Annotated in this window: 21 protein-coding genes, 1 tRNA gene and 1 pseudogene; 15 read left to right on the top strand and 8 right to left on the bottom strand. The window is 29.2% G+C overall.

All coding sequences use genetic code 11. From position 1 onward, the window contains the following. Positions 1–118: 118 nt before the first annotated feature. The 4 genes and pseudogenes from ACY2RW_RS09985 to xrtF form a co-directional block, all read right to left on the bottom strand. Positions 119–2363 (bottom strand): annotated as a pseudogene (locus ACY2RW_RS09985) (TonB-dependent receptor). A gap of 73 nt (positions 2364–2436) precedes the next feature. After that, complete coding sequence (locus tag ACY2RW_RS09980; RefSeq protein ID WP_490122580.1) at positions 2437–2835, bottom strand: HYC_CC_PP family protein; 399 nt, start codon at positions 2833–2835, stop codon at positions 2437–2439. Positions 2836–2879: 44 nt separating this feature from the next. Further along, entirely contained in the window at positions 2880–3311 is a 432-nt protein-coding gene (locus ACY2RW_RS09975; RefSeq protein WP_490122579.1) for an exosortase F system-associated membrane protein, read from the bottom strand. After that, complete coding sequence (gene xrtF / locus ACY2RW_RS09970) at positions 3308–3844, bottom strand: exosortase family protein XrtF (RefSeq protein WP_490122578.1); 537 nt, start codon at positions 3842–3844, stop codon at positions 3308–3310. Before xrtF ends, ACY2RW_RS09975 begins: the two co-directional genes overlap by 4 nt. A 51-nt stretch (positions 3845–3895) precedes the next feature. Here xrtF and ACY2RW_RS09965 point away from each other — a divergent pair, with 51 nt between their 5' ends. From ACY2RW_RS09965 to rodA, 8 genes are all read left to right on the top strand, one after another. After that, positions 3896–4351 carry a GAF domain-containing protein gene (locus tag ACY2RW_RS09965; RefSeq protein WP_490122577.1) on the top strand — a complete coding sequence of 152 codons (456 nt, stop codon included), beginning with the start codon at positions 3896–3898 and terminating at the stop codon, positions 4349–4351. 87 nt (positions 4352–4438) lie between these two features. Next, positions 4439–4567: a hypothetical protein gene (locus ACY2RW_RS09960; RefSeq protein ID WP_490122576.1), complete on the top strand. Its 129-nt coding sequence runs from the start codon at positions 4439–4441 to the stop codon at positions 4565–4567. A gap of 255 nt (positions 4568–4822) precedes the next feature. Next, positions 4823–6349, top strand: a complete 1527-nt coding sequence (gene purH, locus ACY2RW_RS09955) for a bifunctional phosphoribosylaminoimidazolecarboxamide formyltransferase/IMP cyclohydrolase (protein ID WP_490122575.1) — start codon at positions 4823–4825, stop codon at positions 6347–6349. 78 nt (positions 6350–6427) lie between these two features. Next, positions 6428–7456, top strand: a complete 1029-nt coding sequence (locus ACY2RW_RS09950; RefSeq protein WP_490122574.1) for a rod shape-determining protein — start codon at positions 6428–6430, stop codon at positions 7454–7456. Positions 7457–7476: 20 nt separating this feature from the next. Beyond that, a complete protein-coding gene (gene mreC, locus ACY2RW_RS09945) occupies positions 7477–8304 on the top strand; it encodes a rod shape-determining protein MreC (RefSeq protein ID WP_490122573.1) in 828 nt (275 codons plus the stop codon). Next, complete coding sequence (gene mreD / locus ACY2RW_RS09940) at positions 8297–8800, top strand: rod shape-determining protein MreD (protein WP_490122572.1); 504 nt, start codon at positions 8297–8299, stop codon at positions 8798–8800. The genes mreC and mreD overlap by 8 nt, the downstream gene beginning before the upstream one ends. Beyond that, on the top strand, positions 8800–10686 hold the full coding sequence (gene mrdA, locus ACY2RW_RS09935; protein ID WP_490122571.1) for a penicillin-binding protein 2: 1887 nt from the start codon (positions 8800–8802) through the stop codon (positions 10684–10686). The genes mreD and mrdA overlap by 1 nt, the downstream gene beginning before the upstream one ends. Then, on the top strand, positions 10667–11947 hold the full coding sequence (rodA, locus tag ACY2RW_RS09930; protein ID WP_490122570.1) for a rod shape-determining protein RodA: 1281 nt from the start codon (positions 10667–10669) through the stop codon (positions 11945–11947). Before mrdA ends, rodA begins: the two co-directional genes overlap by 20 nt. A gap of 101 nt (positions 11948–12048) precedes the next feature. On the opposite strand, the gene rpsT is transcribed toward rodA, so the two are convergent. The 3 genes from rpsT to proS all read right to left on the bottom strand — a co-directional run bounded on the left by rpsT (position 12049) and on the right by proS (position 13982). Continuing rightward, positions 12049–12300 (bottom strand): 30S ribosomal protein S20, encoded by a 252-nt coding sequence (rpsT, locus tag ACY2RW_RS09925; protein ID WP_490122569.1) that lies wholly within the window; start codon positions 12298–12300, stop codon positions 12049–12051. A 36-nt stretch (positions 12301–12336) separates the two neighbouring features. Then, positions 12337–12408: transfer RNA gene (locus tag ACY2RW_RS09920), tRNA-Glu, on the bottom strand. Positions 12409–12503: 95 nt separating this feature from the next. Then, positions 12504–13982, bottom strand: a complete 1479-nt coding sequence (gene proS, locus ACY2RW_RS09915) for a proline--tRNA ligase (protein ID WP_490122568.1) — start codon at positions 13980–13982, stop codon at positions 12504–12506. Positions 13983–14128: 146 nt separating this feature from the next. Between proS and ACY2RW_RS09910 the strand changes: the two genes are divergently transcribed. From ACY2RW_RS09910 to porT, 5 genes are all read left to right on the top strand, one after another. Then, positions 14129–15379: a hypothetical protein gene (locus ACY2RW_RS09910; protein ID WP_490122567.1), complete on the top strand. Its 1251-nt coding sequence runs from the start codon at positions 14129–14131 to the stop codon at positions 15377–15379. Positions 15380–15402: 23 nt separating this feature from the next. Beyond that, entirely contained in the window at positions 15403–16785 is a 1383-nt protein-coding gene (locus tag ACY2RW_RS09905) for an OmpP1/FadL family transporter (protein WP_490122566.1), read from the top strand. Positions 16786–16920: 135 nt separating this feature from the next. Beyond that, entirely contained in the window at positions 16921–17826 is a 906-nt protein-coding gene (locus ACY2RW_RS09900) for a NifU family protein (protein ID WP_490122637.1), read from the top strand. Between the two features lie 6 nt (positions 17827–17832). Continuing rightward, a complete protein-coding gene (ubiE, locus tag ACY2RW_RS09895) occupies positions 17833–18564 on the top strand; it encodes a bifunctional demethylmenaquinone methyltransferase/2-methoxy-6-polyprenyl-1,4-benzoquinol methylase UbiE (protein WP_490122565.1) in 732 nt (243 codons plus the stop codon). A 2-nt stretch (positions 18565–18566) separates the two neighbouring features. After that, a complete protein-coding gene (gene porT, locus ACY2RW_RS09890) occupies positions 18567–19268 on the top strand; it encodes a type IX secretion/gliding motility protein PorT/SprT (protein WP_490122636.1) in 702 nt (233 codons plus the stop codon). 55 nt (positions 19269–19323) lie between these two features. Here porT and ACY2RW_RS09885 read toward each other — a convergent pair whose 3' ends face one another. After that, a complete protein-coding gene (locus tag ACY2RW_RS09885) occupies positions 19324–20055 on the bottom strand; it encodes a TrmH family RNA methyltransferase (protein ID WP_490122564.1) in 732 nt (243 codons plus the stop codon). 69 nt (positions 20056–20124) lie between these two features. Between ACY2RW_RS09885 and tamL the strand changes: the two genes are divergently transcribed. Together tamL and fbaA are read left to right on the top strand one after the other, a co-directional pair. Next, positions 20125–22626 carry a translocation and assembly module lipoprotein TamL gene (gene tamL / locus ACY2RW_RS09880; RefSeq protein WP_490122563.1) on the top strand — a complete coding sequence of 834 codons (2502 nt, stop codon included), beginning with the start codon at positions 20125–20127 and terminating at the stop codon, positions 22624–22626. Positions 22627–22722: 96 nt separating this feature from the next. Further along, on the top strand, positions 22723–23790 hold the full coding sequence (gene fbaA, locus ACY2RW_RS09875; RefSeq protein ID WP_490122562.1) for a class II fructose-bisphosphate aldolase: 1068 nt from the start codon (positions 22723–22725) through the stop codon (positions 23788–23790). Positions 23791–23799: the final 9 nt, after the last annotated feature.

The raw sequence follows: 23799 nt of genomic DNA, 5'->3' as shown, positions 1-23799 counted from the left end.
TAGTCTTTTATTTTATTGAGAAGGAAAAGAAAAAGTATTGAGAAAAGCAAAACTTCTCGATACAAATTTAATCGTTCCTCATAAATTAACTCGAAGCGACAATCTGTTAATTTATTATTTATTTTATTTTAAATCTTAATCCTGCATAAATTGCGCGTCCAAAAATGGGTGCATATACAATTGTGGTATCAAAATTCGAACCAAAAGGATTATCACTTGCTAAAATAGGATTTTTCTGTTGAACATTTGTTAGGTTCTCACCTCCTAAATATATTTCGAATTTATCTGAAAACACTTTAGTTATTTGCGCATTAAACAATTGAAAAGATGTTGCAAATTCTGGCAATTGATACTGAATAGGGTTTGTACTTGTATTTGGCAAACGTTGTTTACCAATATTATTAAAAGTTGTATCAAACTTCCACTTAGCTCCATTTTCTTTTGCTTCTGTTTCATAAGAAAGATTCGCAAAAAACCTATTTTGAGGCTGAATGGGTTTCTGCAAATTGCCACTTTTATAATCTGTAGAAATATCAAAATATTTATACGCTGTTCTTAAATTAAAAAAAGGTGCAATATTATAATTTAACTCTACTTGAAAACTATTGGCAATACTTTTTCCATCTAAATCATAAAAAAAGATTTCTTGCGAATTTTCCCAATCTACAACCACTTGATTTTGAAAATCAGTTTGATAAAAATCGAAGGTTATGTCTCCTTTTTTATCAAATAAATTAAATTTCTGCATATAAGAAACACCGTAATTCCAGGCAATTTCTGGATTTAAACCGTAAATATTTCCGCCAACATTATCAATATTTATTTGTCTTGAACTTGCAAATAATTGCTGGTTTTCAGCAAAAATATTGGCGCTTCTTTTTCCTCTTCCAACAGAAGCTCTAAAAACACTGTTCTCCCAAGGAACATATCGTAAATGCAAACGCGGAGTTAAAAATGTTCCTAATAAATTATGTGTATCTATTCTTAAACCAGCTGTAAAACTAAAATTGTCTAAATTATCAAAAGCATATTCAAAAAAAGCACCTAAAGAATTTTCATTTCTATCAAAATTATTTGCATTCACCAACTCATCATATTTATCATAGGTAAAACTTAAACCCGTTTTAAACTTGTTTCTGGTATCTCCAATTATCGAATTAAAAATCAAATTAGAATACACACTTTGATGATTGATATCATATCCATTCAGCCCAAAATAAGCATTTTGTTGATGGTTGCTATATGCCATTTGAAAACCAATACTTTGAAAAGGCAATTCTGGAAAAACATAGCCCAATTTTGCAGAAGCATCAAAACGTTTGGTTTTAATTTCGCTTCCCCAAGCATTGGTTGTTCCTCTATCTGTATCTGGATTAAAATTGAGTTCTCCAGTTTGTTTTTCATCATTTAAAAAACGAGCATTTATAAAACTTACCCATCCTTTTTCTGCATCTGTAAACTGCCAACGATTCATTACATTTATCTGGTTTGCTAAAGGAGCATCTAAAAAATTATCCTTATTTCTATCAAATTTTTCGCCTCTATAATTGCCATGAACATACAAACCTGTTTGCCATTTTTCTGATACTTTCTGATTAAAATGTGTATTTAATTCCAATCTTCCGTTTAAAGAAGAATAGGCGTTTAAAAAAAATTTATTATCCGAAAAAGGCTTTACCAACTTCTGCGTTTATCTGACCAGAAATACTTTCAAAACCATTAACAACAGAACCTGCTCCTTTGGTTATTTGAATACTTTCTACCCAAGTTCCTGGCGTAAAAGTCAATCCAAAAACTTGAGAAGCACCTCTTACAGAAGGAATATTTTCTTGCGTGATTAACAAATAAGGACTTGTTAAACCCAACATTTGTATTTGTTTTGTACCTGTTAAAGCATCAGAAAAACTAACATCTATAGAAGGATTTGTTTCAAAACTTTCTGCTAAATTACAACAAGCTGCTTTTAGCAATTCTTCAGAATTTACCGTAAACATATTTGCTGTAGTTAAAGTAGATTTAAAAGTCGCCTTTTTTTGAGCTCTTACTGTAACTTCTTCTAAATCGCTATCCAAAGTTAAAAAATGATGGATTGGCTTTAAACTATTTATTGTAATTGTATCTGTTTTATACCCTAAATAACTAACAACCAATTTCTTGTAAGATGCTTTATACGGAATTGTAAACCATCCTTTCTTGTTGGTAATTGCACTAACATTAGTATTTAGCCAATGTACACTTGCACCTTCTACTCCTAAATTATCTTTAGGATTACTTTTGTCCATAATCATTCCCTTAAAATCTGTTTGTGAGAATATTATGATTGGCATAAGTAGTAAAAAACTACTTATAATATATTTTTTCATTGTTTTTGTTTTTATTTAATAACGTAACTACTTATCATCTAAATAGATGAATTTTCTTGTTAAAAAATAAAAATCAAATTAAAAAAGATTGGAATAAGACCTGATAATCTTTTGGAATATCTGGTGGAGAAAAATCTCTGTAAAGAATATTTTTAGATTCATTTTTAATAAATAAATCTTTATACGATATAAAAAAGGCGGCAACAAACTGCTGCTTTTCTAAGTTAAAATCTTGCACAGAATTTTGCTGTAATTCATCTTGCCCTTCTATATGATGAACTTCGTCTTTACAGCAACTTTTCTTTTTTACAACTTTTTCCATTTGCATGCCACAATTATCAGCATCACCCATAAAAGAAACATCCATTAAAAACTCTCCACAATAATGTTTTTCTACAGTAAAAGAAAACGTAGAAAAAAGCACTAAAAAGGCTAATAAAGTAGATAATATTTTAGAAAAAGTTGATTTCATTTCTTCTGCAAATTTACAATAAGAAAAATTAAAATACTGTTAAATTATTGATTACTCATTTTTTGATAATAAAATGCAGGCAGCAATAACAATAAAAAAAGTGGATGAATTATAAACCTTCTAATATAAAAGATAAGTAAATAACCATTTTTAAATTTATCTTGAAATAAAAAGATAAATACTGCTATTAAAATAATAAACGCTATCAAATAAAATATTGCAGAAAATTTTAAATACTCCTTTTTTTGGAAAAACAACCAAATAATTGCCAAAGAAATTATTGAGTTTAGAGCATATCTATAAAATAAATTGATAATTAGCTTCCAAAAATTAGTTTCTGGTATTTGAGAATATAAATAATCATTTTGAAAATAAAGAACTAAAGGGTCGTAAAATAAATCTTTAGAAAACCCTCTAATTAAAATTAGTGCTACAAAAAGACATAAAATTAATATTATTTTTAGGTAGATTTTCATTTTTTAAAGTAAGAAAATTTATTAACCCATACAATCCATAATAACAATACACAGCCATAAATTATAGCTGGAAATAATAAATTGTGTAAAAACTCTTGTTTTTCAGGATACTTAAACATCAAAACTGTTAAAATTGCAATTCTTATAATATTTATAAGATAAATAAATAGACTGCCAAAAAAAGCATAAAGTATAGTGGCTTTTAAAGAACCAGAAAAAGCAACTATAAATGCAATAAACAAAATAATAACACTTATAGAATTACAGCCTTCTATAACACGAGCCATATAATTGTTTTCTACTAAAATTTTAACTGATAGTTCTTTTTTATGTTGTACTATATCTATTGGATAATCAAAAAAACTTAATAATTCTTGTGTTTGTTCTGCAACCAATTGGGTTATAGTAGCAACTTTAAAAGTTGGTTCTTTTTGTTGCGATTTTTGTAAGTAACTATCATAAATAGTAACTAATATAAAATAGGTAGCAAAAAACTTAACCAAAAAAATGATAATATTTTTATGTTTTTTCACAACTATTTTTAAATTAATTTTGCAAACTACTTATTTAACGAAGATACAAAAATGAATATAGAAACTTTAAAAAATCAGATAGATAAGATTATTTCTAATAATACTTCTTTAGAAGATAAATTACAAACAATTTGCGATTATCTAGAAAATGAAATTTCCTATTATGATTGGGTAGGATTTTATTTTAAAAATGGTGATAAAAACGAATTGAAACTAGCCCAATACACAGGAGAAGAAACAGAACATACAATAATACCTTTTGGAAAAGGAATTTGTGGGCAAGTTGCTGTTAGTAATAAAAACTTTGTAGTACAAGACGTTTCTGAACAAGACAATTATATTTCATGTGGTTGGAAGGTTAAATCGGAAATTGTAATACCTATTTTTGTTGATAACCAAAACATTGGGCAAATAGATATAGACTCTCATACTGCAAACATTTTTTCTCAAAAAGATGAAGACCTTTTAGAGTATGTATGTAAAAAAGTAGCAGAAATTTTAAAATAAAAATTGCGTTTTATTTATTTTTTACCTATGTTTGTTTCCATATTATAATAATTTTATTAATTCTATTAATCATTAACCCCCTAAATAATGAGAAAAGAACAACTTACTTCAACAATTGCTTCAAGCAATTTATCCAATAATTATAACGTAAATAACAAATCATTTTTTAGCCAACTTACAGATTGGTTTAGAGATTTTTTAGAAAACGCAGAGTAATTATTTTTTTTAGTTTTTAATTTTTAACCCCCTAATTATGAGAAAACAATCCCAAAGCATTTTGCTTAGAGTGTTGCCATTTCTTCGAAAAAATGAAGAAAAAAAAACACATCGAGATTACACTACTTTAGTAGAAAGTTTTAAAACCAGAATACAAGTAGAGTAATTGTTAATTTTTTACCGTTTTTGTTATTATCTTTTATTGTCTTACAAGATTGCTTTTACTAAATTTGCAAGCTTAACAAGACACACTAAATGAGCACTTCAAAAACAATTAAATCCGCATTAATTTCGGTATTTCACAAAGATGGTTTAGAGCCATTGGTAAAAAAATTAAACGACTTAAATGTAACAATCTACTCTACAGGAGGAACAGAAAAATTCATAAAAGCACTTGGAATTGATGTTGTTCCTGTAGAAGATGTTACTTCTTATCCTTCTATTTTAGGAGGACGAGTTAAAACGCTACACCCTAAAGTTTTTGGAGGTATTTTAAACAGACAAGATCATGAAGGAGATGTTGCTGAAATGGCAGAATATAATATCCCTCAATTAGACTTAGTTATTGTAGATTTATATCCGTTTGAAAAAACAGTTGCTTCTGGTGCATCTGAACAAGATATTGTTGAAAAAATTGATATTGGAGGAATTTCTTTAATTAGAGCTGCTGCAAAAAACTTTAAAGACACTTTTATTGTTTCATCTATGGATCAATATGAAGATTTTTTAAACATAATTTCTGAAAATAATGGTGCAACTACCATTTCTGATAGAAAGAAATTCGCAGCAAAAGCATTTAATATTTCTTCTCATTATGATACTGCAATCTTTAATTACTTTAATACAGATGAAGTAGTATTTAAAGCTAGCGAACAAAATTCTAAAGTTTTACGTTATGGAGAAAATCCGCATCAAAAAGGATATTTCTTTGGAGATTTAGAAGCAATGTTTGATAAAATTCATGGTAAAGAATTAAGTTATAACAACTTACTAGATGTAGATGCTGCTGTAAATTTAATTGAAGAGTTTAAAGGTGAAGCACCAACTTTTGCTATTTTAAAACACAACAATGCATGTGGTTTTGCACAAAGAGAAACTATTAAACAAGCTTATGTAGATGCTTTAGCTGGAGATCCAGTTTCTGCTTTTGGGGGTATTTTAATTGCAAATACAGAAATTGATGCAGAAACTGCTACAGAAATTCATTCTCTATTTTGTGAAGTAGTCATTGCACCTTCTTTTTCTGATGAAGCTTTATCAATTTTAAAAGGAAAGAAAAATAGAATTATCTTAATTCAAAAAGAAGTTGAGCTACCAAAAACAACAGTTAGAACCTGTTTAAACGGTTCTTTAGTTCAAGATAAAGATAATATTACAGACAAATTAGAAGATTTAAAATACGTTACCAACAATAAACCCTCTAAAAGTGAGTTAGATGATTTATTGTTTGCTTCTAAATTGTGTAAAAACACAAAATCTAACACCATTATTTTAGTAAAAAACAAACAATTATTAGCAGGTGGTACTGGACAAACAAGTAGAGTTGACGCTTTAAACCAAGCCATTGAAAAAGCAAATTCTTTTGGATTTGATTTAAATGGTGCTGTTATGGCAAGTGATGCTTTTTTTCCTTTTCCAGACTGTGTAGAAATTGCTGATAAGGCTGGTATAAAAAGTGTGATTCAACCAGGTGGTTCTATCAAAGATCAACTAAGTATTGATTATTGTAATGAGAACAATTTATCTATGGTTATGACTGGAACAAGACATTTTAAACATTAAAAATTTATAGGTTATTTACAATCAGAATTTTAGTAGATTTGTAATCCTATAGTTAAAACATTACAACAAAGATATTTTATGGGTTTTTTTGATTTTATGACGGAAGATATTGCGATTGATTTAGGAACCGCAAATACATTGATAATACACAATGGAAAAGTGGTTATTGATAGCCCTTCTATTGTTGCTAGAAATAGAATTTCTGGACAAATTATTGCTATTGGCAAGGAAGCCAATTTAATGCAAGGAAAAACCCATGAAAACATCAAAACAATTCGTCCTTTAAAAGACGGTGTTATTGCAGATTTTGAAGCTTCAGAACAAATGATTAAAGAATTTGTAAAGCAAATTCCATCTATCAAAAAGAAATTGTTTCCACCAGCTTTAAGAATGGTTATATGTATTCCTTCTGGAATTACAGAAGTAGAAAAACGAGCAGTTCGTGATTCTGCAAAACACATGAATGCCAAAGAAATCTATTTGATTTACGAGCCTATGGCTGCTGCAATTGGGGTTGGTATTGATATTATGGAGCCAAAAGGAAACATGATTATAGACATTGGAGGTGGTACTACAGAAATTGCTGTTATAGCTTTGGGTGGTATTGTTTGCGACCAGTCTGTAAAAGTTGCAGGAGATTTATTTACCAACGATATTATGTACTATATGCGAACTCAGCATAACTTACATGTTGGAGAAACTACAGCAGAGAAAATAAAAATACAAATTGGTGCAGCCACAGAAGATTTAGAAACTCCACCAGATGAAATGTTAGTTCAAGGTAGAGATTTACTAAGTGGTAAACCAAAGCAAGTGCAAGTTTCTTTTAGAGAAATTGCAAAAGCGTTAGATAAATCTATTTTAAGAATAGAAGACGCAGTTATGGAAACATTATCTAAAACTCCACCAGAATTAGCTGCAGACATTTATAATACAGGTATATATTTAGCTGGTGGTGGCTCTATGCTAAGAGGCTTAGACAAACGTTTGTCTAGAAAAACAGATTTACCAGTTTATGTTGCAGAAGACCCTTTAAGAGCGGTAGTTAGAGGAACAGGAATTGCTTTAAAAGAATTAAACAAATACAAAAATGTTTTAATGAAATAAGCAATTAATAAACTCTAAAAATGCAACAGATTGTCTATTTTTTTCAGAAGTTTAAATACTTTCTGTTCTTTTTACTTTTAGAGATTATTGCTCTCTTCTTTACATTTAATAATCTTAATTTTCATAAAAGCAAGTTTGTAAACTCTGCAAACACAATAACTGGTGGTTTATATGCAACATTTTCAAATGCATCTGAATACTTAGATTTAAAAGAACAAAATAAAATTTTAGCAGAAGAAAACAATCGATTAAGAAATTCTTTATATTATCAAAAATCGTTTGTTAAAAACTTAGATTCTACTGTAATAGATACCTTAAAATATAATCAGGAATTTACATTTACATCAGCAAAAATCATCAATAACAATTACTCAAAGGCTTTTAACTTTTTAACAATAAATAAAGGCAAAAAGCACGGATTAGGTAAAGAAATGGCTGTAATAAATAGTAAAGGAATTATTGGAATTATTGATAATCCTTTAACCAACTATGCTAGAATACAATCAATTTTAAACAAAAACAGCAGAATAAATGCGCGCTTAAAAAACAACTTTTATTTTGGTACTTTACGTTGGGATGGTAAAAACTATAATGTTGTTCAACTACATGACATACCAAGACAAGCACCTCTAAAAATTGGAGACACCATAGAAACTGGAGGGAAATCTACCATTTTTCCAGAAGGAATTCCCATTGGTACAATTTCTAAAATAAACCAAGGAAACACTGCAGATAATAAAGTAGATGTAACTTTATTTAATGATATGAGTAACCTTGGTTATGTTTACATTGTTAAAAATTTAAACAAAAAAGAACTCAAAAATTTAGAACTTTCAAAAGATGAATAAGACACTAAATAAAGGATTTCTGTTTGTTTTACTTCTATTAATTCAAGTTTTTGTCTTAAATAATATCAATTTTTTAGGCTTTATAAATCCTTATTTATATATTTCTTTCGTATTCTTATACCCTCTTAAAGAAAAAAGAATTCCTTTTTTGTTTCTTAGTTTTTTATTAGGTCTTTGTGTTGATTTTTTTTCAGATACAGGAGGCATTCACGCATTTTCTATCTTATTTATAGCTTACCTAAGACTCTTTTTTATAAAAGTTTATTTTAGAAAATTACCTGCAGATTTTCCTTTTTTCAACTTAAGAAGCGAAGCTTTTGGTAAAGTTTTTAATTATGTGGTAACTTTAACACTTATTCATCATCTTATCTATTTTTCTTTTATTAATTTTAGTTTTCAAAATCTAACAGCAGTTTTACTAAACACCTTATATTCAAGTGTTTTTACATTGATTTTATTTTTTACAGGAACATATATATTTACTAAAAATCAATAATGCAAAGAAGTTATTTACTCTATATTTTAATCACACTTATTGGAGTTATTTTTATTGGAAGGCTATTTCAGCTTCAAATTATAAGAGGTGCAAATTATGACCCAATTCATAACTCTGCAGTAAAAATTGAATATGACTACCCAGAAAGAGGGTATGTATATGATAGAAATGGAAAATTATTGGTAGCCAATGAGCTTTCTTATGATGTAATGGTGCAACCCAATCAAGTAAAACCATTAGATACTTTAGAGTTTTGTAATCTTTTAAAAATAACAAAAGAAGACTTTTTAAAAAGATATCAAAAAGCAAAAAATTACGCTCCTTATTTACCATCTGTTTTTTTAAAACAACTAGCTAAAGAAGATTTTGCGTTTTTACAAGAAAAACTGCACAAATATCAGGGTTTTTTCATCCAAAAAAGAATTATTAGAGAATACCCAATTAATGCTGCTGCCAATGTTTTAGGTTATATTGGAGAAGTTAATGAAGCTTTAGCAAAAAAAAGCGATTATTATCAGCCAGGAGAATTAATTGGTAAAGATGGTATTGAAAGACAATATGAAAATTATTTAAGAGGTAAAAAAGGAAAAAAATATTTACAAAGAAACAATCTAAACAAAGTAACTGGTTCTTATTTAGAGGGGAAATATGATACACTTCCAGAAAACGGAAAAGACCTAACCCTAACTTTAGATATTGATTTACAAGTATATGCACAAAAATTAATGACTGGCAAAAGAGGTGGTATTGTAGCTATAGAACCTTCATCTGGAGAAATTTTAGCTTTAGTAACTGCACCCACTTACAACCCAAATATGCTTGTAGGTAGAAAAAGATCTAAAAATTCTACATTATTATTTAATGACACTATTAGCAGACCTTCTTATGATAGAGGTTTGCTGGCTGCATATCCTCCTGGTTCTCCATTTAAAATGATGAATGCCTTAGTTGGCTTACAAGAACAAGTTATTAATGAGCAAACTTCTTTTAAATGCTATCATGGCTTTAGATATGGAAAAAGGAAAAACGAATTTATGGGTTGTCATTGTGGTATTGTTGGAAGGCCAATTAAACTAAAAACTGCGATTGCAAAATCTTGTAATAGTTATTTTTCTAATACTTATAAGAGAATCGTAGAAAAAAACAACAAACCCTCAGAAGGTTTAGATAATTGGCACAATCATGTTGCTAGTTTTGGTTTAGGAAACTACTTAGGTTATGACTTACCTGCTGGAAGTCCAGGTCTAATTCCTGATGGTAAATACTATGATAGTAGATATAAATATTCTTGGAATGGATCAACTATTATTTCCAACGCCATTGGTCAAGGAGAAATTTTAACTACACCAATTCAATTGGCAAATTTTACAGCAGCAATTGCAAATAGAGGCTATTTTTATACTCCACATATTTTAAAACAAATTGATAAAAAAGCTATAGAAGAACCAAAATACACAACACCAAAACAAACTACTATAGACAAACAATATTTTACTCCAGTTATAGAAGCTATGCACGAAGTTTTTAAGACAGGAACAGGAAAATGGAGTCAAGTTAAAGGAATTGAAATTTGTGGAAAAACAGGAACTGCAGAAAATTTTATTAGAATTGATGGCCAGAAAATTCAGCTTCCAGATCATTCTATTTTAGTAGCATTCGCTCCAAAAGAAAATCCAAAAATTGCTTTGGCTATTTTTGTTGAAAATGGTGGTTATGGCTCTACAATTGCAGCTCCAGTTACAAGTTTATTGATTGAAAAATACTTAAATGGAGAAATATCTAAAGCAAATAAATATAGAGAACAAAGCATGCTAAATTTAAGTCTGCAAGATATTTATGATAAGCTAAACCAAAAACCAGAAGAAATTGCGTCAGGAACGAAATAACATTTTTGCTGGGATAGACTGGATTCTAGTTTTTCTATTTATCACCTTAATAGGTTTTGGTTGGATGAATATTTATGCAGCATCAAAAGCAGATGAATCATTTGAATTACTGAGTTTTTCTACCAAATATGGAAAACAGTTTATTTTTATCTGCTTAACCATTCCATTAATTATTGTAGTCCTTTTTTTTAATGCAAAGTTTTACGAACAGTTTGCTGGTGTGTTTTATATCATTTCACTACTATCATTAGTAGGACTTTTTGTTTTTGGCAATGAAATTAATGGTGCTAAATCCTGGTATAATTTTGGCTTTTTAGGCTTGCAGCCTTCAGAGTTTGCAAAAGCATTTACTGCTTTAGCTGTAGCCAAGCTTTTAAGTGATAGACAATATAATTTTAAGTTGATAAAAAATCAAGTTAAGGCATTTATCATTATTTTTACTCCCGCATTTTTAATTACACTTCAACCAGATGCAGGTTCTGCTTTAATTTATTTGGCATTCTTTTTTGTTTTAAATAGAGAGGGATTAACACTTAACTATATTATATTAGGCGCTTTGGCAATCCTAATTTTTATATTGACAATTTTTTTTGGTGCAACTTGGGTAATAGTCATCTTACTAAGCATACTTACTCTTGGTGTAATATTTGCTATCAAAAAAGGAGGAAAAAGATTTATTCGTTTTAATTGGCACAAAATAACAGGAATTTATTTAATTGTAATTTTATTCGTTTTTGGAGTCAATTTTACTTACAACAAAGTTTTTAAACAACATCATAGAGATCGTTTTGAAGTTCTATTAGGCTTAAAAACGGATACTAAAAATATTGGATATAACTCTTATCAATCAGAATTAACAATTAGCTCTGGAGGTTGGAATGGTAAAGGTTTTTTAAAAGGAGATATAACCAAAGGAGATTTTGTTCCAGAACAACACACAGATTATATTTTTAGTACGGTTGGAGAAGAATGGGGTTTTTTAGGAAGCTCTTTGGTCATTATCCTATTTATGTTAATGTTATTCAGAATTATCTATTTAGCAGATACACATACTAATAAATTTGGTAGAATATATGGTTATGGTGTGGCTTCTATATTACTCTTTCATATCATTGTAAATATTGGAATGGTAATAGGTCTTTTACCAACAGTAGGAATTCCACTTCCTTTTTTTAGCTATGGAGGCTCTTCTTTGTGGGGCTTTACAATCTTACTTTTTATTTTTATTAGACTAGATGCTCATAAAAACTATGATTGGTAAGTTTACCAATTTTATCTTTTAAATTTCATTATCTAAATTAGGCGCATAAAAAAACTCTGAAAATTAATTCAGAGTTTTTAATACTTTAGTAAAATAAAATCTTACAATGCAGCAACGTGCTTTGTTAATTTAGATTTTAAATTAGCAGCTTTATTTTTATGAATAATATTATTCTTTGCTAACTTATCTAACATAGAAATAACTTTGCTTAACTTACCTTCTGCATCTTTCTTATCCTCTACAGCACGTAAATCTCTTACAGCATTACGTGTTGTTTTATGCTGATATTTATTACGCAGCCTTTTAGCTTCGTTACTTCTAATTCTTTTTAATGCTGACTTATGATTTGCCATAATTTCTTTACTTCTTGTTTTTTATTAAAACTTTTGTAGTCCGTACGGGAATCGAACCCGTGTTACATGGATGAAAACCATGCGTCCTAACCCCTAGACGAACGGACCATAACAATTAAACATTGCTAATTGCGGGTGCAAATATACGAGCTTTTTTAAATTCTGCAATAATTTTTATAAAAAAAATCATTTTTTTTATAAAATTAATATGCCTTTGCAAAAAGCACCCTTTTAGAAGAAGGTTTTCCTGTTAAAACACACACACCTTCTTCTTCAATTGCATCATTAGGAATACACCTAATAGTTGCTTTTGTATATTCTTTTATCCTATCCTCAGTTTCTTCTGTACCATCCCAATGCGCAGAAACAAAGCCTCCTTTATTTTTAATTGCTTTTTTAAATTCTTTAAAATCATCTACAACAGTAGTGTGTTCTTTTCTATAACTTATGGCTTTTGCAAATAAGTTTTCTTGAATTTCTTCTAAAAGATTTTCTACAAAAGAAACTACATCATCTTGATTAATAGTTTGCTTCTCAAATGTATCTCTTCTTGCTACTTCTAAAGTTCCGTTTTCTAAATCACGATTACCCATTGCAATTCTTACAGGAACTCCTTTTAACTCATATTCTGCAAATTTTGCTCCAGGTCTAAACGTATCTCTATTATCAAATTTTACAGAAATCCCTTTTTTACGCAATTCTGTTACAATACTTTTTACTTTTTCTGATATTGCTTCCAATTGCTCTTCTCCTTTATATATAGGTACAATTACAACTTGTATTGGAGCCAATTTTGGAGGAAGCACTAACCCTTTATCATCTGAGTGTGTCATTATAAGACCACCTATTAAACGAGTAGAAACTCCCCAAGAAGTTGCCCAAACATATTCTTGTTTCCCTTCTTTAGAGGTAAATTTTACATCAAAAGCTTCTGCGAAATTTTGTCCTAAAAAATGACTTGTTCCTGCTTGTAATGCTTTTCCATCTTGCATTAAAGCTTCAATTGTATAAGTATCTTCAGCACCTGCAAATCGTTCGCTATCAGATTTTATACCTTTTACAACTGGCATTGCCATAAAATTTTCAGCAAACTCTGCATAGACATCTTGCATTTGTTTAGCTTCAGCTATTGCTTCACTTTTAGTTGCATGGGCTGTATGACCCTCTTGCCATAAAAATTCTGCGGTTCTCAGAAAAAGACGAGTTCTCATTTCCCATCGTACAACATTTGCCCATTGGTTTATTAATAATGGTAAATCTCTGTAAGATTGAATCCATCCTTTATAAGTATTCCAAATAATAGCTTCTGATGTTGGTCTTACAACCAATTCTTCTTCTAATTTTGCTTCTGGATCTACTCTTAGTTTCCCTTCATTATCAGGGTCATTTTGCAGTCTGTAATGTGTTACTACTGCGCATTCTTTAGCAAAACCTTCTGCATTTTTTTCTTCGGCTTCGAACAGACTTTTAGGAACAAAAAGTGGAAAATAAGCATTTTCATGCCCAGTTTCTTTAAACATTCTATCTAATTCTGCCTGCATTTTCTCCCAAATTGCAAAACCATAAGGCTTGATAACCATACAACCTCTAACTGCAGAATTTTCTGCTAAATCAGCTTTTACCACTAATTCATTATACCATTTAGAATAATCGTCTGCTCTTTTTGTTAAATGTTTACTCATAGTCAAAAGTTTGGCACAAATATTGTTACCTTTAAAGTGAAATTTTTGTTAAAACACTATTTTTCTAAAAATCAGTACAAAACTACTATAATTTAAGGTTTTTAAGCAAAAATTATTTAATAAATAAGAATTTAAATTACAATAATATGAAAGCATACTATAGCAAACTAAATCCAAATAAATTCTCTCTACTAATAGTAACTGCTTTATTATTAGTTTCTTGTGGTACATATCAGAGCGTATATAATGATGATGGTATTTATGGTGATGATACTCCAAGAAGAGAAAAAAGAAACTCTGTCGTAATTCAAGACAGAGATAACAGTGATTATGAAGATAATTATTTTACAAAAAGATTAGAGGATTTACAAAATATAGATAATAATCAGATTTTTACAGATGTAGACAATTACAATTCTGTAGATACTTTATATGTTGATGACGAATCTTTAAATTACAATCCTAATCAACCTTGGGGTTATAATGATAATAATGATGTAGTTGTTAATTTAAACTTAGGTGTTAACCCTTATTGGAACAATTTCTATTGGAATGATCCATTTTGGAATGGTGGATTCTATAATAATTGGGGCTGGGGTTATAACAACTGGGCTTGGGTTAACAGATGGGGCTTTAGAGGAAGATTTTGGGGAACAAATCCTTACTGGCATCCTTATCATAATTTTTATGCATGGAATGGTTTTTACAACCCTTATTATGGAAATAATGTTTGGGGCTCTAGATACAACAACTTTAGATATGGAAACAGAAATGTAACTTATGGTAGAAGAACTTTTAACAATTCTACCTACAGCAGAAGAGCAAATACAAGTAGCAGAAGAGCAACTAACAATAGAAGAAGCACTAATAGACAATCTACAACTAGAAGAAGTAGCTCTACGTACCCTAATAGAAGTACAAATACACGAAGAAGTTCTTCATCTACAAGAAGAAGTGGTACTTCTACACGAAGAAGTAGTTCATCTACTAGAAGAAGTGGTTCATCTACTAGAAGAAGTTCTGGAAGCTCATCTACAAGACGTAGTTCTGGTTCTCGAAGAAATAATAGTGCAAGTATAAATAATAGGAATACTAATAACAGACAAGTTGTAGTAGTTAGAAGAAACAATAATAACAATACAACTACTAGAAGGTCTAATACATCCTCTAGAAACACAAACACAACAACTAGAAGATCTGCTAACAGTTATAGAAATAATAGCAGTAGTAGAACTTACAGAAACACTACACCAAGAACAACAAATAGAAGCTCTTCTTCAAGAAATTCATCTACTAGGTCTTCATCAAGAAGCTCATCAACAAGGAGTACTCCTAGTAGAAGCAGTTCTAGAAGTTCATCAACAAGAAGTTCTACTTCTTCAAGAAGAAGAAATTAATAACATTCAGAAAATACTTTAAAATGAAAAGATTTTTAACAATAGCGATACTTTTCGCAGCCACAATTACGTCCTATTCACAATCTTTAGGATACCAAGACTTAGGTGTTTTATTTTCTCAAAATGACGGAAATGGTTCTGCTCGTTTTACAGCAATGAGTGGTGCTTTTGGAGCCTTAGGAGGAGATGTATCTGTCATAAACGTGAACCCTGCAGGTTTAGCTGTATTTAATAACAGTTCTTTTTCTGGTACTTTTAATTCTAGAAATTCTTCAATCATGTCAAATTATTATGCAAATTCTATAACTACAGAAAACGAATTTGTAAACTTATCTCATGCTGGAGCTGTGTTAGTGTTTGATACTGCTTACAATTCTGATTGGAATAAATTTGCAATTGGTTTTAACTATAGAATTACTAAAGATTTTAACGATAGTTTTACAGCAAGAGGAAATAGCGGAGTTGCAACTTTTACGGAATTTCCTTTAGATAATAACACTCCTAAAATAAATTATAATGTTGCAGATGAACAGGTATTTAATACAAATTATGCAGGAGAACTTAGTGAGTTAAATTTTGCATTTTCTTCTGTTCATTTAAACAAACTATATGTTGGTTTAGCTTTAAATTTTTATGACTTAAATTTTAGTCAAAGATCTACATTAACAGAGTTTAATAACGATGGAAATGGAAATACATTAGATGCTAATTTTTACCAAGAAAATATTACAACAGGAACTGGATTTTCTGCAAATGCAGGTTTCATTTACAAAGCCCACCCTAATTTTAGATTTGGAGCTTCTTACCAAACACCAACTTGGTTTACAGAAATATTTGAAAAAACAAATATAGTAGATAATGATGGTTTTAATGGTGATACAAGAATAGTTGTTAGCAATGACAATAGAATTTACGCAAATACTTCTGGAGGTAATTTCCCTTCTAACGAATTTATATATCGATTAAAAACACCAAGTAAATTAACTTCTAGTGCAGCATTTATATTTGGTAAAAATGGACTTTTAAGTTTTGATTATATAATCAAAAATTATAAAAACATGAATTTGTCTAATGGTAATTTTAATCTAGAAAACCAATACTTTCAAAATAATTTAAGAAACACACATTCTTATAATGTAGGAACAGAATGGCGTTTAGATAGATTTAGTGTACGTGGAGGGTATAAATTTGAACAAAATCCAATTGCAGTTGCAGAAGACGCAGAAAATATAAAAGGCTATTCTTTAGGAGCTGGATACAACTTTGGAAGTTTTAAGTTAGACCTTTCTTATAGTGATAATAGTAGAACTAATTTGTATAATTTTTATTCAGGTTTTAATGTAAACGCTGCATCACTAATTACAGATAACAAAATATTTACAGCTACAGTAACTTTAAATCTGTAACTTTAAAAAACAAATATAGAATTCCGCTTAAATAGGTTAAAAATTTTAGTCTTTAAGCGGAATTTTTATTTAAGCCCTTAAAATGAATCCTGTTTCCCTTTTTTGCCTTAATTTTGCAATTCAATTTTTTTTATGATGCAAGACGTAAAAATTACCATTCAAGAAACAACAAACAACACTATTATTAAATTTAATACCAATAAAGTATTAATTAATGGTGGTAGCTATGAATATAGCAATATAGACGAAGCAAAAAACGCTCCATTAGCACAACAATTATTCTATTTACCATTTGTAAAAAAAGTATTTATTACAGCTAATTTTATTGCTGTACAACGTTTTGATATTTTAGAATGGAAAGACGTACAAGAAGAAGTAAGAGACCAAATAGAAAGCTTTTTAAATGATGGTGGTATTGTTGTAAACGAACAACCAACATCAAAAAAAGAAGCCATTGAAGTGTATGCAGAAGTTACTCCAAATCCATCAGTAATGAAATTTGGAACTAATAAATCTTTAACGCAGACAGATGTTGAGTATAAAAATATTGATGAAGCCAGCAAATCATCTCCTTTAGCACAAGCCATTTTTAATTTTCCTTTTGTAAAAGAAGTATTTATTTCAGACAATTACATTTCTATTACCAAATATGATATGGTAGATTGGAATGATGTTTATGGTGAAGTAAGAACATTTGTAAGAGAATATTTAGCAGATGGCAAAACCATTATCAAAGAATTACCGAAAGAAAATATTGAAACAGGTGATGCAAAAAAAGTAATTCCAAAAGTACAATTAGAAGGAATTGCTGCACAAATTGTAGATATTTTAGATGAATATATAAAACCTGCTGTTGCTGGAGATGGAGGTAATATTGCTTTTCGTTCTTATGATGAGCAGAACAAAGTAGTAAGTGTAATTTTGCAAGGTGCTTGTAGTGGTTGCCCATCTTCTACAGCAACTTTAAAAAACGGAATCGAAAATCTATTAAAAGAAATGCTACCTAACCAAATTAATGAAGTTGTAGCCATAAACGGATAGCAGAAAATGTCAGCAGAAAAAATAAATCCATACAAAGATTCTAAATTGGGCAAAAAAGAACAAGTTGCTCAGATGTTTGACAATATTTCTGAAAATTACGATGGCTTAAACAGAGTTATTTCTTTGGGAATTGATGTAAAATGGCGAAAAAAAGTAGTCGAAATTGTTGGACAAAATAATCCAAAACAAATTTTAGACATTGCAACAGGTACAGGAGATTTAGCATTAATGATGGCAAAATTAAACCCTGATAGAATTGTAGGATTAGACATTTCTGAAGGTATGTTAGAGGTTGGTAAACAAAAAATTGCCAAAGTAAATTTATCTGATAAAATAGAGATGATGGTTGGTGACTCTGAAGATATGCCTTTTAAAGACAATACTTTTGATGCAATTACAGTGTCTTTTGGCGTAAGAAACTTTGCCAACTTAAATAAAGGAATTCAAGAAATAGCAAGAGTTTTAAAACCTACAGGAGTTTTGGTTATTTTAGAAACCTCTAACCCAACAAAATTTCCTTTTAAACAAGGCTATAAATTATACACTAATTTATTTTTACCTGTTGTTGGTAAACTATTTTCTAAAGATAAAGTTGCCTATTCCTATCTATCAGAATCTGCAAATTCTTTTCCTTTTGGAGAAGCTTTCAACAATATTTTACAAAAAAATGGGTTTACACATACAGAAGATAAACCTGTAACTTTTGGAGTTGCTACAATTTATACTGCACGTAAATAATGATGAGTAAAAGATTAACAATATTCGGTTTTTTCCTATGCACAACTATAGCATTTTATGCTCAAAAAGAAAGAGTTGATTACTTACCAAGTTTTGACAAAAGAATACTACATTATGGTTTTTATTTAGGTTTAAATCAAAATGATTTTAAAGTAAGTTTAAGAGACAACCCTAATGTACCAAATGCAAACATAACTGTGGCTCCTTCTGCTGGTTTTAATGTAGGTTTGATTGCAGATTTACGTTTGCATAAAAATTTAAATTTACGTTTTGAGCCTGGTTTAATGACCAATTCTAAAAAAATATATTTTAATCATTTACCATTACCAAAAGATAGTGTTAGAGAGGTAAGCTCTACATACTTGCACCTTCCTTTATTATTTAAATTTAGCACAGATAGATATAAAAATATAAGACCTTATGTTTTAGGGGGTGTTTCTTTTAACTATAATTTATCTAGTAATGAAAAAAATCAAGATGATAATTCTGCTGGACAATTTAGAATGAAAACCAACAATTTTATGTACGAAGTTGGTGTTGGAATCGATATTTATTTATATTTCTTTAAATTTTCTCCTTCTATTCGTGGAGTTTTTGCAATAAATAATGAAATAAAATACGATGACGATCCAAATAGCAAATGGACAGCTCCCATAAATTACATGGGCACTCGTGGAGTTTTTCTTTCTTTAGCTTTTGAGTAAAAAAGTACAAAAGTATCAAAACTAAAAGGTTAGAAAGACCGTCAAAAGTTGTTTACTAAACACCTCTCTTAAACTCACTCAACAAAATAGCTGTTGCAGTTGCAACATTTAAACTTTCTGTTTCTTGAGTTTCCCCAAATCTTGGAATGGAAATCTTATTAGAAACTAGCTTTTTAATTTCTTTAGAAACACCATTTGCCTCATTTCCCAAAATTAAAACACCTTCCTTTGGTAATTTTTTTTTATAAACGTTTTCACCATCCATATCAGCAATAAATGTTGCTAAATTTGTTTCAGATAAATATGCTTGTAAATCTAAATAATGAACAGAAACCCTTGTTAAAGAACCCATACTAGCCTGTACAACTTTCTGGTTATAAATATCTACAGTATCTTTAGAACAAACCAACTCATCAATACCAAACCAATCACACAAACGTATAATGGTTCCTAAATTTCCTGGATCATTTATCGTATCTAAAGCAAGAATCAACCCTTTATTTGCTAATTTTTTTTCATCAGGAATTTTAAAAATACCCAACACTTTATTAGGTGTTTTTAGATGGCTTATTTTCTTTAAATCAGTTTCAGAAATCTGAGTAATTTTTTCATCAGGAACAGCATTAAAAAAAGCTTCTGTACAAAAAAGCATTTCAACTTCAAAAGAAGAATTTAGCAATTCATTTACAACTTTTACACCTTCAGCAATAAATAATTTATGCTTTTGTCTATACTTTTTTTGAGATAAACTTGTTATTAATTTAAGTTGATTTTTAGAGATAGTCATTAATTGATTGTAAATAGAAATAAACCGTCTAAAAATACTATTTTTGATTTTGATAGCATTGCTAAATTAATGAAAAAACTTTCTTTTTATTTATTTGCCTTAATTATATTGTCTTCCTGTAACTCTACAAAGCGTGTTGCAGAAGACCAGCACATGTTAACTCAAAATTACATATTTGTAGATAGTGTAAGAAACAAAAGTGCAGATATACAGAAATACATTCTTCAAAAACCCAATCCAAGATTTTTAGATTTACCTTTTGCATTGTATTTTCATAACATAGGCAACCCAAATAAACCAAAAACACCAAGTGAATGGGGTAAAAAAAATCCGAGGTCATATAATTTAATAAAAAAGATATTTTCAGAAAAACAAAGTATTGCTTATGCAAACACCTTTATTGGTATAAATAACTGGTTTTTAAAATATGAAGGCCCAGTAATTTTAAATAAAAGAAAGGTAAAAAGAACTGCAGATAATTTATGGGCTTATTACAAAACACAAGGTTATTTTAAATCTAAAGTAGATACTATTGTAAATGAATATAATGATAAAAAAGCCACAGTAGAATATCACATCACCAAAGGAAACCCTACATTATTAGATACCATCAAATTAAAAATAGAATCTCCTGTTTTAGACTCTATATATAAAGCTTCAAATTCTAAAACTTTGCTACAAACTGGCAATCAATACAATGATAAAACGTTTAGAAATGAAGCTAGCAGAGTACTAAAACTCTATAGAAACAACGGAATTTACCATTTTAACGAATCTGCTTTGGGCTTTTATGTAGATTCTACAAGAACGGATTATAAAACAAATGTAGATTTTATAATCTCTGGAAATCGTTTAAAAGAAGTTAATGGTAGATATGTTAGTAAACCATACCAAGTTCATAGAGTTAAAGAAATTAATGTATATACAGATTACTCATTTTCTAAATCTGATGATATTATTAAAGATTCTATAAAATACAATGGCATTAATTTTTTAGCTCATGATAAAAATAAATACAATCCTAAGTATTTATCTCAATCTATATTTATAAAAAAAGATGGGATTTATAAAGATACTTTAAGAAATCTAACTAGAAGCCACTTAAAATCTTTAAAAAACTTTAAATCTACCAACATTTCTTTTACAACTTTACCTAATTCTGATAATGAATTAAAAATGGATGTGTATTTAGCTCCCATAGAAAAATACACTTTAGGCTTAGAAACAGAGTTAACACACTCTAATATTAGAAGTGTTGGAACATCTGCAAAATTTTCTATTTCTAACAGAAATACATTTAGAGGTGCAGAGCTTTTAAAACTCTCTTTTTTAGGTTCTTATTTTAATTCTATAAATGGCCCAGGTTGGGAAGTAGGTGCAGATACCTCTTTAGAAATACCTAGATTCATGGCTCCTTTTGGTTTAGACAAATTTGTTCCCAAAAGAATGTCTCCAAGAACCTTATTTTCTTTGGGGGCAAGTTTTCAGAAAAACATTGGTTTAGATAGAAAAACATTTACAGTTTTGGCAGATTATAAATGGAATTATAATACTAAAAAAACGATTCAAATTGAAGCTTTAAACGTACAATACATTCAAAACTTAAATGTAAATCGTTATTTTGATATTTATCGTTCAGAATTTAGCACTTTAAACAACATCGCAAAAACGTATGACAATATAAACAATACAAACATTAATCCATTATCAAACGATATTGAAAACCAAGTAACAGAATCGCTCCAATTTATAAATTTAGTTTCTAGTGATAATAATTTTAGAAACTCAAATCCAGAAGAATACAATACTGCTGTTAATATTTTAGATAGATATAAAATTATTACCTCAGATTTCTTAATACCAACTTTGGCTTACACTTATAATTACAATAGCCAATCAGATTTTAAAGACAATAACTTCTCCTTTTTTAGGGTAAGATTTGCAAATTCAGGAAATATTTTAGGTCTATTATCAAAAAAGACAAATAGTAATAATAAAAAAACTTTTTTAGATATTCCTCTGGCTCAATATTTTAAAACAGATATAGAATACAAACAATTTTGGGATGTAGGCTTAAATTCTGTTTTTGGTTTTAGAACTTTTTTAGGTGCCATTATTCCTTATGACAATTCAGACATCCCTTTTACAAAAAGTTATTTTGCAGGTGGTTCTAACGATATTAGAGCTTGGCAAACTTATGAGTTAGGCCCAGGAAGCAGAAATACAGGATTAGAATTTAATGTAGGGAGCTTAAAATTTTTAACAAGTGCAGAATATAGGTTTCCTGTTTTTAGTAAATTAAAAGGCGCTTTATTTATTGATGCTGGAAACATTTGGGACATTACAAATTCTGACTTTGTAGACAATGATGCTAAATTTAACAGTTTAAAATCTTTACAAAACATTGCTATTGGTTCTGGTTTTGGAGCTAGGTTAGATTTTAGCTTTCTTATTCTTCGTTTTGATGTTGGTTTTAAAACTTACGAACCTTATCTGTCTGATAAAAAATGGTTTAAAAACTATAATTTTGCAAGTGCTGTTTACAATATTGGTATCAACTACCCTTTTTAAACTTTCTAAAACCTATAACGTTTTCGTTATTTTATGAGCTAATGCAATCTAATTTTTAGTATTTTTGATATCAAATTTAATGATAAAAATAAAAAAATGAGTCATAATATAAAATCAGGAGTAGCAACAGGTAAAGAAGTACAAAATATCTTTAATTTTGCTAAAGAAAAAGGATTCGCATTACCAGCAGTAAACGTTGTTGGTTCTAACACAATTAACGGAGTTTTAGAAACTGCAAGAGATTTAAATGCTCCTGTTATTATCCAATTTTCTAATGGTGGAGCTCAATTTAATGCTGGTAAAGGCTTGTCTAACGAAGGTCAAAGAGCAGCTATTGCTGGAGGTATTGCTGGCGCAAAACACATTCATGAATTAGCAGAAGCTTATGGTGTTCCAGTAATTTTACATACAGACCACTGTGCAAAAAAATTATTACCTTGGATAGATGGTTTATTAGATGCATCAGAAAAACATTTTGCAGAAACTGGCAAACCTTTATATAGCTCTCACATGATAGATTTATCTGAAGAGCCATTAGAAGAAAATATCGAAATTTGTAAAGAATACCTAGCTAGAATGAGCAAAATGGGTATGACTTTAGAAATTGAATTAGGTATTACTGGTGGAGAAGAAGATGGTGTAGATAATTCTGATGTAGATGTATCTAAATTATACACACAACCAGAAGAAGTTGCTTACGCTTATGAAGAGTTATTAAAAGTATCTCCTCAATTTACAATTGCAGCTGCATTTGGTAATGTTCACGGAGTTTATAAACCTGGTAATGTAAAATTAACACCAAAAATCTTAAAAAATTCTCAAGAATTTATCACTAAAAAATATGGTGTAGAAGAAAATCATATCGATTTTGTATTTCATGGAGGATCTGGTTCTACTTTAGAAGAAATTAGAGAATCTATAGGTTATGGAGTTGTAAAAATGAATATTGATACCGATTTACAATTTGCTTTTACAGAAGGAATTAGAGATTACATGCAAGATAATGCAGATTATTTAGCTACACAAATTGGAAATCCTGATGGAGCAGACCAACCAAACAAAAAATACTATGACCCAAGAAAATGGTTACGTTTAGGAGAAGAAACTTTTAAAGAACGTTTAAAGAAAGCTTTTGCAGATTTAAATAATATAGATACTTTATAACAAACAACT

This window comes from Polaribacter sp. 2305UL8-11 (assembly GCF_058147165.1).
The sequence above is the reverse complement of the archived record's forward strand: the minus strand, read 5'-3'. Positions and strand labels throughout refer to the sequence as shown.

Coding starts and splice junctions, on each gene's coding strand:
- ACY2RW_RS09980 (WP_490122580.1), bottom strand. CDS start 2,835: ATGAAATCAACTTTTTCTAAAATATTATCTACTTTATTAGCCTTTTTA.
- ACY2RW_RS09975 (WP_490122579.1), bottom strand. CDS start 3,311: ATGAAAATCTACCTAAAAATAATATTAATTTTATGTCTTTTTGTAGCA.
- ACY2RW_RS09965 (WP_490122577.1), top strand. CDS start 3,896: ATGAATATAGAAACTTTAAAAAATCAGATAGATAAGATTATTTCTAAT.
- ACY2RW_RS09960 (WP_490122576.1), top strand. CDS start 4,439: ATGAGAAAAGAACAACTTACTTCAACAATTGCTTCAAGCAATTTATCC.
- purH (WP_490122575.1), top strand. CDS start 4,823: ATGAGCACTTCAAAAACAATTAAATCCGCATTAATTTCGGTATTTCAC.
- ACY2RW_RS09950 (WP_490122574.1), top strand. CDS start 6,428: ATGGGTTTTTTTGATTTTATGACGGAAGATATTGCGATTGATTTAGGA.
- mreC (WP_490122573.1), top strand. CDS start 7,477: ATGCAACAGATTGTCTATTTTTTTCAGAAGTTTAAATACTTTCTGTTC.
- mreD (WP_490122572.1), top strand. CDS start 8,297: ATGAATAAGACACTAAATAAAGGATTTCTGTTTGTTTTACTTCTATTA.
- mrdA (WP_490122571.1), top strand. CDS start 8,800: ATGCAAAGAAGTTATTTACTCTATATTTTAATCACACTTATTGGAGTT.
- rpsT (WP_490122569.1), bottom strand. CDS start 12,300: ATGGCAAATCATAAGTCAGCATTAAAAAGAATTAGAAGTAACGAAGCT.
- proS (WP_490122568.1), bottom strand. CDS start 13,982: ATGAGTAAACATTTAACAAAAAGAGCAGACGATTATTCTAAATGGTAT.
- ACY2RW_RS09910 (WP_490122567.1), top strand. CDS start 14,129: ATGAAAGCATACTATAGCAAACTAAATCCAAATAAATTCTCTCTACTA.
- ACY2RW_RS09905 (WP_490122566.1), top strand. CDS start 15,403: ATGAAAAGATTTTTAACAATAGCGATACTTTTCGCAGCCACAATTACG.
- ACY2RW_RS09900 (WP_490122637.1), top strand. CDS start 16,921: ATGCAAGACGTAAAAATTACCATTCAAGAAACAACAAACAACACTATT.
- ubiE (WP_490122565.1), top strand. CDS start 17,833: ATGTCAGCAGAAAAAATAAATCCATACAAAGATTCTAAATTGGGCAAA.
- porT (WP_490122636.1), top strand. CDS start 18,567: ATGAGTAAAAGATTAACAATATTCGGTTTTTTCCTATGCACAACTATA.
- ACY2RW_RS09885 (WP_490122564.1), bottom strand. CDS start 20,055: ATGACTATCTCTAAAAATCAACTTAAATTAATAACAAGTTTATCTCAA.
- tamL (WP_490122563.1), top strand. CDS start 20,125: ATGAAAAAACTTTCTTTTTATTTATTTGCCTTAATTATATTGTCTTCC.
- fbaA (WP_490122562.1), top strand. CDS start 22,723: ATGAGTCATAATATAAAATCAGGAGTAGCAACAGGTAAAGAAGTACAA.